This is a genomic window from Streptomyces sp. 2-1, from assembly GCF_048564895.1.
GTDB classification, from domain to species: domain Bacteria; phylum Actinomycetota; class Actinomycetes; order Streptomycetales; family Streptomycetaceae; genus Streptomyces; species Streptomyces phaeochromogenes.
Genome location: NZ_CP183383.1, coordinates 2,444,801 through 2,457,231, shown reverse-complemented (window position 1 = coordinate 2,457,231; position 12,431 = coordinate 2,444,801). Strand labels below are relative to the sequence as shown.

Here is a 12,431-nt window from a genome sequence, read left to right as displayed (position 1 = left end):
GTTCCGCGACCAAGGAGGAACGACCGTGTCGTACGACCGATTCCAGGGCCACCCGGGCCCACCACGTCACCCGGGACCGCCGCGCGACGCGGTCCTCCCTGACCAGCCCGTTCTTCCCGGCCGGCCGGGCCTTCCGGGCGGCACGGGCCTCCCCGGCCGCGCGGGGCCGCCGGCGCACCCCAGCCCGACCCGCCCGCTCGGCCCGTCACGCCCCACCGGGCCACCCCGTCCGCCCGGCCCGCTGGGCCCCAACGGCCCCAGGGCGGAAGGCCATTGGTCCGAGGCGGAGCCCGGCGGCGACCCGAACCGGAGCGGGCAGCCCCACACCCCCTACCCGGGCCTCGGCGAGCCGCGCGGGCCCTCCTTTCTGCCGGGTCGGCCACCCTCGGGATTCGCCCCGGCCGCACCGCCGGAGACGACATACCCGAGCCCGTACGCGACCCCGACCCCGCAGCCCCCTCCGGCCCCGCCTCCTCGGTCTCCGCGCAAGGTCAGCCCCCTCCTGGCCGCAGTCCTCGCCGCCGTCCTCGCGGGCGGGGCCGCTGGATACGCGGCCGGGGCCGTCGGTGACGAGGAGCCCGCCGCGTCGGCGGCCGGGCAGGACGTCACGGGGCTCGAAGCGGTCGCCGCGCGCGTGCTGCCGAGTGTCGTGTCGATCGAGACGGCGGAGGGACAGGGCTCGGGGTTCGTGTTCGACGAGCGCGGCCGGATCCTCACCAACGCGCATGTGGTGGCGGGGAGTTCGGAGGTGTCGATCGAGCTCCAGGACGGGCGTCGGCTCCGTGCGGACGTGCTCGGCGACGACCCCGCCAACGACGTGGCCGTCCTGGAACCGGAGACCGCCCGCGGGCTGCGCGCCGCCGACCTGGCCGCCGGTGCTCAGGCGAAGCCCGGCGTGGGCGACACCGTCCTCGCCATCGGGTCCCCGCTCGGCCTCAGCGGCACCGTCACCTCGGGCATCGTCAGCGCGCTCGACCGGTCCGTACGGCTGGGGGAGGGCGGTGAGCGGCGAAGGGCTCTCCAGACCGACGCGTCGATCAACCCGGGGAACTCCGGCGGTCCGCTCGTCGACGCGGACGGTCGAGTGATCGGCATCAACACGGCCATCGCCACGTTGGACCAGCAGCGGGGCGGTTCGATAGGGATCGGGTTCGCCATTCCGATGGCGGACGCGAGGGCCGCCGCGCGGGCGATCATCGATGGATGAACGGGTCGCGGCCCGGTTCGATCGACAGATGGCGGCACGAGGCGGGTGGGGCAGATGAGACTGCTGGTCGTCGAGGACGAGGAAGACCTCGTCGTCGCGCTCAAGGTCGGGCTGGTGCGGGCCGGTTACGCGGTGGACATCGCGCCCGATGTCGACACGGCCACGGAGAAGCTGGCCGTCAACGACTACGACCTGGTGCTGCTGGACCTCAACCTGCCCGACGGCGACGGCTTCTCGGTCTGCCGTGCCGTACGGGCCACGCCGGGCGGTCCCCGCATCCTGATGCTCACGGCCCGCGACCGTCTCGCCGACCGGGTCCGGGGCCTCGACGAAGGTGCCGACGACTACCTGGTGAAGCCGTTCGCGCTGCCCGAACTCCTGGCCCGGATACGGGCGTTGCTCCGCCGCGAGGACGGCGGAACCGCGGTCGTCGAGGTCGGCGAACTCCGCCTGGACACCGCCCGGTTCGAGGCCTTCCGGGGCGCACGCCCGCTCCAGCTCACGCCCAAGGAGTTCGGCGTCCTGCACTACCTGATGACCCGCCCGGGACGCGTCGTACCGGCCGAGGAACTCCTCGAACACGTCTGGGACGAATACGCCGACCCGTTCACCAACACCGTGCGGGTCACGGTCGGTTCGCTGCGGCGGAAGATCACCGGAGAAGAGGAACCACTCATCGAGACGGTGATCAGGCAGGGGTACCGCCTCAAGGAGACACGATGATCGGCAGGACACGATGATCGGCAGGACACGATGATCGGCGCGCTGCGGATCGTCAGGGCGAGGCTCCGCCTCCCGGCGTTCACCCACACCATCCGCTTCCGCCTCACCGTCCTCTACTCCGGTCTGCTCTTCGTCCTCACCGCACTCGTCCTCGGCGCGACCTATGTCGCCGTCGAGCGCAGCGGCGAGGCGCACCCCGTCAGCAAGCAGTTCTCGGCGTCGAAGTACGTGAACGACGAGTACGTCGGCGAGATCCCGGTGGTGAAGGTCCAGGAGGTCGAGGCCGCCGTCAACTACGAGACCCTCGCCAACCTCCGCCGCTTCTCCTTCGCCGTACTCGGCGGACTCGCCGTCACCAGCCTCGCCATCGGCTGGATACTCTCCGGCCGCGCCCTGCGCCCCGTACGCTCCATCTCCCGTACGGCCGCCGAGATCCAGGCCACCGACCTCTCGCAGCGCATCCGCCTCGACGGACCCAAGGACGAGCTCCGCGACCTCGCCGACACCGTCGACTCCATGCTCGACCGCCTCGACGAGGCCTTCCGCGCCCAGCGCCAGCTCATCGACGACGCCTCCCACGAACTGCGCAGCCCGCTCGCGATCATCCGCGCCAACCTGGACGCGGTGCTGACGGCGGAGGAGTCCGAGGAGGCCGAGCGCAGGGCGGCCGTCCGTAGCGTGGACCGCGCGACGACCCGTATGACCCGCCTGGTCGAGGACCTGCTGGCCACCGCCCGCCGGACGGCACCCGCCCTCGCCGACGCGGACGTCGATCTGGCCGCGGTGGCGGGTGAGGCCTGCGAGGAGTTCGCGCCGCTCGCCGCCGAGCGCGGGCTCGTACTGCACCGGCGTCTCACCACAGGCCTGACGGTCATCGGCGACCACGACGCGCTGCGGAGAGCTGTCGGCAACCTGCTCTCCAACGCGGTACGACTCTCGCCGCCGGGCACCGAAATCACGGTCGCCGCGGGCCGGGCGGACGGCTGGCTCTGGGCGTCGGTCCAGGACGAGGGGCCCGGCATCCTCGACGACGACCAGACCAGGGTCTTCGACCGCTTCTGGCGAGCGAAGGGCAACGGCGGCGGCCACGACCGCCACGCGGGCCTGGGCCTCGCGATCGTCCGCCAGATAGTCGAGTCCCACGGCGGCCAGATCCGCCTCTTCTCAACACTCGGCGAGGGCTCGACCTTCGTCCTCTGGTTCCCCTCACCAGCCGCGGACCACACCAACGCGACCCCACCGGACGAGCAACCTCATTGAGCCATCGCCGCCCAGCGGTCCTTATAGGCCGAGAGTCCAGCGCCCGGTCAGGACCAGGGGCGCGCACCCTTCAGGGCCGCGACCTACAGGCTTGCGTCGGGGCCAGCGCCCTTTTAGGGGCGCGGGGAACTGCGCACCAAGCCACAAGGAAACCCGCACCCCACCACCCAGGACCCCACCCAGGAACCCCAAAAACCAGCGGAGCTAAGCCGCTTCCTTGGCCTTCGTGGCGTACATGTCCACGTACTCCTGCCCCGACAACCGCATGACCTCGGCCATCACCGAGTCGGTCACGGCCCGCAGCACATAGCGGTCGCGGTCCATCCCCTCGTACCGAGAGAACTCCATCGCCTCACCGAACCGCACAGTGACGCGGCCGGGCCGCGGGAACCCCGCACCGCCGGGCTGGATCTTGTCCGTGCCGATGATGGCGAACGGCACGACGGGCGCGCCGGTCATCATCGCCAGGCGGGCGATGCCGGTGCGGCCCCGGTAGAGCCGGCCGTCGGGGGAGCGGGTGCCCTCGGGGTAGATGCTGAAGACCTTGCCCTCCTCCAGCACGCGTCGGCCGGTCATCAGCGCCGCGACACCGCCACGGCCGCCGTCACGGTCGACGGGGATCATGCCGCAGCCGGTGAAGAACCAGGCCATGAGCCGGCCCTTGATGCCCTTCCCGGTGACGTACTCGTCCTTGCCGATGAAGAAGACCTGCCGGTCGCAGAAGAGCGGCATGATCATCGAGTCGATGAACGTGAGGTGGTTGCCGGCCAGGATGACCGGGCCCGTGCCCGGGATGCGCTCCGCACCCTCCACCCGTGGGCGGAACATCAGGCGCATGATCGGTCCGAGCACTGCCTTGATGAGCGCGAAGCGGGACAACGTGCCCTCCGGTGTCAAGGGATCGGTATAAGTCTGTGCAGGTGAGGACGATACTCGCGGCCCCCCGGGTCTTGCACATCGGGTTCACCGAGTGGATACGCACTGTTGACCCTTGTTTACCTGCGGTGGCGCCCTGTCGCACGGCTGTCATCCGTACGACACGGTGTGACGAAGTCCTCACCCGTTAGGCCTTTTGGGAGGCCGGGTGCGGGGTGGGTGTGGCTCACGGGTGCGGCTCGCCGCGCCCTACAAGGTGCGGGTACCCAGCCCGGCCACCTCCACCCACCCGGCCGGTCCGGCGTTTGACGACAAGTCAGCCGAGGGCGAGTCGGCCCGGGAGGCCCCCAGCCGGCCCTTGGTCGACTCCCGGCCAACTCACGCACCCCATACGACATCCAGCGTCACCCGCGTGTTCCGTCCAAGGTCTCCCCTCCGTCACCCCCGCGCACCTACGATCGTCCCGCTTTGACTGGTGCAGCGCAGTATGCGGAGGAGCGCACATGGGGACGCAGGAGTCGAACGAGGGACTGAACGGGACCGGCCCGGGACGGCGCGCGCTGCTCGGGGCCGCGGTCCTCGGCGCCGGCGGAGCGGTCCTCGGGGTACCGGCCACGGCGAGAGCCGACGAGAAGCACGGCGGCGCCGGCTACAAGAGCCTGCCGAAGCCGACGATCATCGGGCACCGCGGGGCCAGCGGTTACCGGCCGGAGCACACGCTCGGCTCGTACCAGCTGGCCCTCGACATGGGCGCGCACGTCATCGAGGCGGGCGACCTGGTGCCCACCAAGGACGGCCACCTCGTCTGCCGTCACGAGCCGGAGATCGGCGGTACGACGGACGTCTCCGCGCACCCCGAGTTCGCGAGCCGCAAGACCACCAAGCTCCTCGACGGGGTGTCCACCACCGGCTGGTTCACCGAGGACTTCACGCTCGCGGAGCTGAAGACGCTGCGCGCCAAGGAGCGCATCCCGGCCAACCGCCCGCACAACACGCTCTACGACGGCCGCTGGGAGATCCCCACCTTCGAGGAGGTGCTGCGCTGGCGCGAGGAGCAGAGCCGCAAGCGCGGCAAGCAGGTCTGGATCTACCCCGAGCTCAAGCACCCCACCTACTTCCGCAAGCTGGGCCTCGGCCTGGAGGAGCGGGTAGCCAAGGTGCTGCGCAGGCACGGCCTGGACAAGAAGAACTCGCCCGTCATCGTCCAGTCCTTCGAACCGACGAGCATCCAGCGCCTCAACAAGCTGATCGGCAACCCCCTGGTCGTGCTGCTGTCCGCCGCCAACACCCGCCCCTGGGACTTCGTCGAGACGGGTGACCCGCGTACGGTCGCCGACCTGGTCAAGCCCGCGGGCCTGAAGGAGATCTCCTCCTACGCGCAGGGCATCGGCCCGACCCTCGACCTGATCATCCTCAAGGACGCGAGCGGCAACCTCACCACCCCGACCACCCTGGTCCGGGACGCGCACGCCGAGGGCCTGATCCTGCACCCGTACACGATGCGCAACGAGAACCCCTTCCTGCCCGCGAACTTCCGCAAGGGCACCGACGCGGACGGCTACGGGGACGCCTTCGGCGCCTTCAGGACGTACTTCGCGACCGGCATCGACGGGGTCTTCACCGACAACCCCGACACCGGCGTCCTCGCCCGTGAGGACTTCCTGAAGCGCTGAGCCCTCACCGACGAACCGCCACCCCGCGCTCGTCAACAGCTGAGCCCCCGGCCCCGGTTGGGGTGACAGACGGCCGCCCCGGCAACCTCGTGCCGGGGCGGCCGCGTCGTGCCGCATATGACCCACGACATGCTCGACACGCTGCGTCCACTGCTCGCCGCCGAGGCCTCCGCGGAGGCATATGCCTCGGGCGCGGAGCCCGGTGACCTGGAACAGGCCGTCTGGGTGCGCCTCCTGGAGCGCCTCGGCACGGACGGCCCGCCCGCCGACCCGGCCGCCTGGCTGCGCGGCGCCGTCCGCTCGGAGGCCAGCCGCACCCGGCACACCGCGAGCGTCGAGCTGCCGTACGCGTCCGAGCCCGCCGACGACAGCCGGCCCGGCCCGGAACAGCTCGCGCTCACCGCCGCCCGGCGCCGGGCCCTGCACTCCGCCGTACGCAGGCTGCCGGGCCGCTGTCCGCGTCTCATGGCCGCGCTGCTGTCCCCGAAGGACCTCACATACCGGGAGATCGCGGGGGAGTTGGGTATCTCACAGGGCAGTCTGGGTCCGGAACGTTCCAGATGCCTGGGTTGTCTGCGCCGAATGCTTACGTCGGAGGTTGCGGCGCACGAAGCACGGGGATAGGAGTGAGGGACAACGGCGGAACAGGTGAGCGGGAGGCATGCACACATGGGCATGAGCGTGACCATCTCGGCGGCGACCGAACAGGACGCCGAACAGATCCTCAAACTGCAGTTCCTCTGCTACCAGAGCGAGGCCGAGCTGTACGGCGACTACAGCATCGAGCCCCTCACCCAGCCCCTCGACTCCCTCAAGGCGGAGCTCGCGGGCGGCACGGTCCTGGTGGCCCGGCTGGGCGACGAGGTGGTGGCCTCGGTGCGTGCGGCTGTGGATGCGGATGGCACGGCCCGCATCAACAAGTTGATCGTCCATCCGCGGATGCGGCGGCACGGGCTGGGCGGGCGGCTGCTCGACGCGATCGAGTCGCGGGTCGCCGCGGACGCGGGTGCGAAGAGCTTCCAGCTCTTCACCGGGCACCGCAGCGAGCACAACCTGCGGTTGTACCGGAAGCACGGGTATCAGCTCGTCTCCACCGAGCGGGTGGATGAGCGGCTGAGCCTGGTGACCCTGGCGAAGGGGTCGTCGGCCAGCGCCTTTGTCGCCAGCGCGTAACGCTGTGAAGAGGGTGCGCCGAACCTGCCGCATGCCTACGTAGTGACGGCCCTGCTTCGGCGGAGCCAGAACAGTGCCGTCACCGGCAGCAGGACCGGGATGAACAGGTACCCCATGCCGTAGTCCGACCAGACCGTGGCGTCGGGGAAGGCGGAGGGTTCCGCCAGGGTCCAGGTGCCTACGATCAGGACGCCCGCGAGTTCGGCGGCGCAGCACACCAGCGCCGCCTTGCGGGCCGTCTCGCCGCCGCGGACGAGCGAGTACGTGATGAAGCCGTAGACCAGACCGGCCATCGCGGACAGCGAATAGGCGAGCGGCGCCTTGTCGAACTCCGTCGCGATCTGCACGGCGGAGCGCGACACGGCGCCGACGACCATCACGCCGTACAGCCAGACCAGCAGGATGCCCGGACCGCCGATGAGCCGTGTCCGTCCGGGCTGCTTGTCGGTCGCCGCCATCTCAGCCTCCCCAGATGTCGTAGAGCCGCACCTGAAGCACGGCGAGGACCACACCGCCGGCCGCGACCGTGATCGAACCCCAGCGGGTGCGCTCCGCCAGCGACATGAAGCCCGCCGCCGGGATGCACGCGAAGGAACCGATCAGATACGCCACGAAGATCGTCGTGCCCTGCTCCGGCTTCTCACCGCGGGCCAGCTGGACGATGCCCACCACCAGCTGGACCAGGGTGAGCACCGTCACCACGGCCATACCGATGAAGTGCCAGTCCTTGGTCGGCCGGTCGCGGTAGGCGGCCCAGCCGCACCAGGCGGCGAGCGCGAGCGCGGCGACAGCGGTCGCGACCGTCAGGGCATCAAGCATGCCGCGACCCTATTACGGGCCAAAAGACCTGATGCGATCGCCCCCGGGGTGCCCCGTAGGGTCGAGGGCATGAAGATCCAAGCCGATGCCCTGCTGTTCGACAACGACGGAACGCTCGTCTCATCCCTTGAGTCGGTGTACCGGTGCTGGACCAGGTGGGCCGAGGAGTACGGGATCACCGCCGAGGAGTTCGCCCGGGTCGAGCTGCACGGCCGCCCCGCCGCCGAGATAGCAGCCGACCTGCTGCCCGCCGACCGGGTCCCCGAGGCCGTCGTACGGATCGAGCAGCTGGAGGTCGAGGACGTAGAGGGCGGTGTCCACCTGCTGCCGGGGACCCGGGCGCTCCTCGACTCCGTGCCCGCCGACCGCTGGGCCGTCGTCACCTCCGCCACCCGTCGGCTGGCCGAGGCCCGCCTCGACGAGGCCGGAATCCGGCCCAAGACCCTGATCGCCGCCGACGACATCACGCGCGGCAAGCCCGACCCCGAGCCGTTCCTGCTCGCCGCCCGCCGGCTCGGCGTGGACCCGGCCCGCTGTGTCGTCTTCGAGGACGCGCCCGCGGGTCTGCAGGCCGGCCGCTCCGCCGGGATGACCACCGTGGCATTGACCACAACACACCAGGCCGCCGAGCTGCACGCGGACGTCGTCGTCACGGACCTCTCGGCCGTGTCGGCGCTGGTCACGGACGGGGGAGTGGAGATCTCCGTCGGCGGCTGAGGGGTGTCCACCGCTGTCCGCGATGCGGACAGCGGTTCCCGGTTCCGCGCATACGTCTGCTTTACTTTTCTCATGACCACGACGAGCAGCCGCATCCTTGCGACCGAGGCGACCATGACGCCCGGTGCTCGCTGTATGTGTCGAATGTGCGCCTTCTAGAGGGCCCCCGCACCACCCAGAGCCTCGCGCCCCGAAGCGAGACCGCTCAGGTCTGCCCGTACGACGCTTTCGTACGCGCCTGAGTCTGCCCCGCGCACGCAGTTCTGCCGAAGCCCGGCTTTCGACGCCACCGCGTGAACGACCGTGCCGCGTTCCGACCGAATGCAACCGTGCCCGGCGCACACCCACGCCCTGCACTCGACAGTGACGGAAACCCCAGTGATCACGACAACAGGCCTGAAGAAGGTCTACCGCTCGCGCGGCCGTGAGGTCACCGCCCTGGACGGCGTCGATCTGCACGTCCGCGAAGGCGAGGTGTACGGCGTCATCGGACAGTCCGGCGCCGGCAAGTCCTCCCTCATCCGCTGCGTCAACCTCCTGGAGCGCCCCACTGCCGGCACCGTGACCGTCGCCGGGCAGGACCTCACGGCCCTTGCCGGGCGCGGCCCGCGTGCGGGCCGGGAGCTGCGGAAGGCGCGCAGCCACATCGGCATGGTCTTCCAGCACTTCAACCTGCTGTCCTCGCGGACGGTCCAGGACAACGTCGAGCTGCCGCTGGAAATCCTTGGCGTGTCAGGGAAGGAACGTTCCCGCAAGGCGCTGGAACTGCTGGACCTGGTCGGCCTGTCCGACAAGGCCAAGTCCTACCCGGCCCAGCTCTCCGGCGGCCAGAAGCAGCGCGTCGGCATCGCCCGCGCCCTGGCCGGCGACCCGAAGGTGCTCCTCTCCGACGAGGCCACCAGCGCGCTGGACCCCGAGACCACCCGCTCCATCCTCCAGCTGCTGCGCGACCTGAACCGGCAGCTGGGCCTGACCGTCCTGCTCATCACGCACGAGATGGACGTCGTCAAGAGCATCTGCGACTCGGCCGCCCTCATGGAGAACGGGAAGATCGTCGAGTCCGGCACCGTCAGCGAACTGCTCGCCACCCCCGGCTCCGAACTGGCCGCCGCGCTCTTCCCGGTGAGCGGCGACGCCTCCGCCGACGACCGCACGGTCATCGACGTCACTTTCCACGGCGACGCCGCGACCCAGCCGGTCATCTCGCAGCTCTCCCGCACGTACAACATCGACATCTCGATCCTGGGCGCCGCGATGGACACCGTCGGGGGCAAGCAGGTCGGCCGGATGCGCATCGAACTGCCCGGCCGCTACGAGGAGAACGTCGTGCCGATCGGCTTCCTGCGCGAGCAGGGTCTGCAGATCGATGTCCAGGGCCAGGCGCCCGTGCTGGTGAAGGAAGGTGCCAAGTGACCTGGTCGGAGATGCAGCCGCTGCTGGAGCAGGCCTGTTGGGACACCCTCTACATGGTCGGCTGGTCGACGGTCATCGCCGTCGTCGGTGGTCTGCCGCTGGGCATCCTGCTGGTCCTCACGGACCGGGGCGGCCTGCTGCAGAACACCGTGCTGAACAAGGTCATCGGGCAGATCGTGAACATCGCCCGCTCGATGCCGTTCATCATCCTGATGGTCGCGCTGATGGGCTTCACCCGCTCGATCACCGGCACGACCATCGGCCGTGAGGCCGCCATCGTGCCGCTCGCGATCGGCGCGATCCCCTTCTTCGCGCGCCTCGTCGAGACGGCGGTCCGCGAAGTGGACGGCGGGCTCGTCGAGGCCGTGCAGTCGATGGGCGGCAACACCTGGACCGTCGTCCGCAAGGTGCTCGTCCCCGAGTCGCTGCCGTCGCTGATCTCCAGCACCACCACGACGATCGTCGCGCTCATCGGCTACTCGGCGATGGCGGGCACGGTCGGCGCGGGCGGCCTCGGTGACATCGCCATCCGCTACGGCTACCAGCGCTTCGAGACCGAACTGATGTGGATCACCGTCGGCATCCTCGCCGTGGTCATCTCCCTCATCCAGTTCGCCGGGGACTTCGCCGCCCGCGGGCTGCACCGCCGGGGCGGCCAGTCGGGCGCCGCCCCGAGGCTCAGGCTCCTGAAGGCCGCCACCGCGACCAGCAAGACCGTCTGACGCCGACAGCTCCCCCTCCACTTCACCCCCCTCAGTTCTCCCCGCACACCCTCCGCGGGGCCGCTACACCCTCAGGAAAGGCACTTTTCGTGCGTAACACTGCCAAGATCACCACCGCCGTCCTCGCCGCCGGAGCCCTCACCCTGGGTCTCACCGCCTGCGGTTCGGAGGACTCCGGTGCCGCCGACACGAGCGGCCCGCTGGTCGTCGCCGCGAGCCCGGTCCCGCACGCCGAGATCCTCACCTACGTGAAGGACAATCTGGCGAAGGACGCGGGCCTCGACCTGCAGGTCAAGGAGTTCACCGACTACGTCCTGCCGAACACGGCGACCCAGGACGGCTCCGTCGGTGCCAACTACTTCCAGAACCAGCCGTACCTCGACGACTTCAACAAGAAGAACGGCACCGACATCGTGCCCGTCGTCACGGTCCACCTGGAGCCGCTCGGCCTCTACTCCAGCAAGATCAAGAAGGCCGACGAGCTGAAGAGCGGTGCGACGGTCGCCGTCCCGAACGACACGGTCAACGAGGCGCGGGCGCTCAAGCTCCTCGACGCCAACGGGATCATCACGCTCAAGGACGGCGCGGGCAACGACGCGACCCCCAAGGACATCGCGAAGAACCCGAAGAACCTCAAGTTCAAGGAGCTGGAGGCGGCCCAGACCCCGCGCTCCCTGGACGACGTCGACGCCGCGGTGATCAACGGCAACTACGCCATCGAGTCCGACCTCAAGCCCTCCGAGGACGCCCTCGTCCTGGAGTCCGCCAAGGACAACCCGTACGGCAACTTCCTCGCTGTCAAGAAGGGCAACGAGGACGACCCGCGCGTCAAGAAGCTCGCCAAGCTCCTGACCTCCCCCGAGGTCAAGAAGTTCATCGCGGACAAGTACGCCGGCTCCGTCGTCGCGTCGTTCTGAGCCCCCTTCCAAGGATCGAGGACCACCACAGATGCGTAAGCCCGTAATTCCCGCCGCCGCGGCCGCACTCGCCCTGGGGCTCGGGCTCACCGCCTGCGGCTCCGAGTCCGGCTCGGGCGGCGGCTCCGACGGCGCCCTCGTCGTCGGCGCCACCGCGGTCCCGGCCGGCGAGGTCCTCTCGTACATCAAGAAGGACCTCGCCGCGAAGAACGGACTCGACCTGGAGATCAAGGAGTTCACGGACTACGTCCTGCCGAACACCGCGCTCCAGGAGGGCTCGCTCGACGCGAACCTGTACCAGAACAAGCCCTACCTGGACGACTTCAACAAGTCCAAGGGCACCGAGCTGGTCCCGGTCGTGGACGCGTACCTGCCGCCCATGGGCGTGTACTCGAAGAAGGTCCAGGACGTCACGGAACTGGCCGACGGAGTCACCGTCGCGGTGCCGAACGACATCACCAACGAGGGCCGCGCCCTCCAGCTCCTGGCCTCCCAGGGCGTCATCACGCTCAAGGACGACGCCGGCACGACCGCGTCCCCGGCGGACATCGTCAAGAACCCGAAGAACCTCAAGTTCAAGGAGCTGGAACCGGCTCAACTGCCGCGTTCCCTGGACGACGTGGCCGCCGCGGTCATCAACAACAACTACGCCCAGGACGCCGGCCTCAGCCCCGCCGAGGACGCCATCCTGCTGGAGTCCGCGAAGAACAACCCGTACGCGAACCTCCTCGCCGTCAAGAAGGGCAACGAGGACGACCCCCGGGTCGAGAAGCTCGCGAAACTCCTGACCTCTCCAGAGGTGACGAAGTTCATCAAGGACAAGTACCAGGGGTCGGTCCTGCCGGTCACCTCCGGCTGACGCCGTTCCGCTCGCACTCACGGGGTCGATTCGTCGACAACGGCTCGGCCCCGTGGTGCAGTTCGGTGCTTT

General features: G+C 69.8%; 14 protein-coding genes. 11 read left to right on the top strand and 3 right to left on the bottom strand.

Annotated features, from left to right (window positions below):
* Positions 1 to 25 precede the first annotated feature (25 nt).
* Genes ACN20J_RS10825 through ACN20J_RS10815 form a run of 3 tightly spaced genes read left to right on the top strand, consistent with a single transcriptional unit; the run spans position 26 to position 3,190 of the window.
* Complete coding sequence (locus tag ACN20J_RS10825; protein WP_419665784.1) at positions 26 to 1,207, top strand: S1C family serine protease; 1,182 nt, start codon at positions 26 to 28, stop codon at positions 1,205 to 1,207.
* A gap of 54 nt (positions 1,208 to 1,261) precedes the next feature.
* A complete protein-coding gene (locus tag ACN20J_RS10820) occupies positions 1,262 to 1,930 on the top strand; it encodes a response regulator transcription factor (protein WP_055616520.1) in 669 nt (222 codons plus the stop codon).
* 30 nt (positions 1,931 to 1,960) lie between these two features.
* Complete coding sequence (locus ACN20J_RS10815; protein ID WP_246575191.1) at positions 1,961 to 3,190, top strand: sensor histidine kinase; 1,230 nt, start codon at positions 1,961 to 1,963, stop codon at positions 3,188 to 3,190.
* A gap of 204 nt (positions 3,191 to 3,394) precedes the next feature.
* Here the strand turns inward: ACN20J_RS10815 and ACN20J_RS10810 are convergent, their stop codons facing one another.
* Complete coding sequence (locus ACN20J_RS10810; RefSeq protein ID WP_055616518.1) at positions 3,395 to 4,069, bottom strand: lysophospholipid acyltransferase family protein; 675 nt, start codon at positions 4,067 to 4,069, stop codon at positions 3,395 to 3,397.
* A 500-nt stretch (positions 4,070 to 4,569) separates the two neighbouring features.
* Here ACN20J_RS10810 and ACN20J_RS10805 point away from each other — a divergent pair, with 500 nt between their 5' ends.
* From ACN20J_RS10805 to ACN20J_RS10795, 3 genes are all read left to right on the top strand, one after another.
* The gene (locus tag ACN20J_RS10805; protein ID WP_361891552.1) at positions 4,570 to 5,739 is read left to right on the top strand and encodes a glycerophosphodiester phosphodiesterase; all 1,170 of its coding nucleotides are present in this window, start codon (positions 4,570 to 4,572) and stop codon (positions 5,737 to 5,739) included.
* 117 nt (positions 5,740 to 5,856) lie between these two features.
* Complete coding sequence (locus ACN20J_RS10800) at positions 5,857 to 6,363, top strand: RNA polymerase sigma factor (protein WP_364181898.1); 507 nt, start codon at positions 5,857 to 5,859, stop codon at positions 6,361 to 6,363.
* Positions 6,364 to 6,408: 45 nt separating this feature from the next.
* Complete coding sequence (locus ACN20J_RS10795; protein ID WP_189839934.1) at positions 6,409 to 6,912, top strand: GNAT family N-acetyltransferase; 504 nt, start codon at positions 6,409 to 6,411, stop codon at positions 6,910 to 6,912.
* Between the two features lie 35 nt (positions 6,913 to 6,947).
* Here the strand turns inward: ACN20J_RS10795 and ACN20J_RS10790 are convergent, their stop codons facing one another.
* Positions 6,948 to 7,370, bottom strand: a complete 423-nt coding sequence (locus tag ACN20J_RS10790) for a hypothetical protein (protein ID WP_419665783.1) — start codon at positions 7,368 to 7,370, stop codon at positions 6,948 to 6,950.
* A gap of 1 nt (position 7,371) precedes the next feature.
* Complete coding sequence (locus ACN20J_RS10785; protein WP_419665782.1) at positions 7,372 to 7,731, bottom strand: hypothetical protein; 360 nt, start codon at positions 7,729 to 7,731, stop codon at positions 7,372 to 7,374.
* A 69-nt stretch (positions 7,732 to 7,800) separates the two neighbouring features.
* On the opposite strand from ACN20J_RS10785, the gene ACN20J_RS10780 reads away from it, so the two are divergent.
* The 5 genes from ACN20J_RS10780 (at position 7,801) to ACN20J_RS10760 (ending at position 12,359) form a co-directional block, all read left to right on the top strand.
* Entirely contained in the window at positions 7,801 to 8,448 is a 648-nt protein-coding gene (locus tag ACN20J_RS10780; RefSeq protein WP_419665781.1) for an HAD family hydrolase, read from the top strand.
* Positions 8,449 to 8,769: 321 nt separating this feature from the next.
* Positions 8,770 to 9,861 carry a methionine ABC transporter ATP-binding protein gene (locus ACN20J_RS10775; protein ID WP_419665780.1) on the top strand — a complete coding sequence of 364 codons (1,092 nt, stop codon included), beginning with the start codon at positions 8,770 to 8,772 and terminating at the stop codon, positions 9,859 to 9,861.
* The gene (locus ACN20J_RS10770) at positions 9,858 to 10,583 is read left to right on the top strand and encodes a methionine ABC transporter permease (protein ID WP_189839929.1); all 726 of its coding nucleotides are present in this window, start codon (positions 9,858 to 9,860) and stop codon (positions 10,581 to 10,583) included. The genes ACN20J_RS10775 and ACN20J_RS10770 overlap by 4 nt, the downstream gene beginning before the upstream one ends.
* 89 nt (positions 10,584 to 10,672) lie before the next feature.
* On the top strand, positions 10,673 to 11,500 hold the full coding sequence (locus ACN20J_RS10765; protein WP_189839928.1) for a MetQ/NlpA family ABC transporter substrate-binding protein: 828 nt from the start codon (positions 10,673 to 10,675) through the stop codon (positions 11,498 to 11,500).
* A gap of 31 nt (positions 11,501 to 11,531) precedes the next feature.
* Entirely contained in the window at positions 11,532 to 12,359 is an 828-nt protein-coding gene (locus tag ACN20J_RS10760; protein ID WP_361909380.1) for a MetQ/NlpA family ABC transporter substrate-binding protein, read from the top strand.
* Positions 12,360 to 12,431 lie beyond the last annotated feature (72 nt).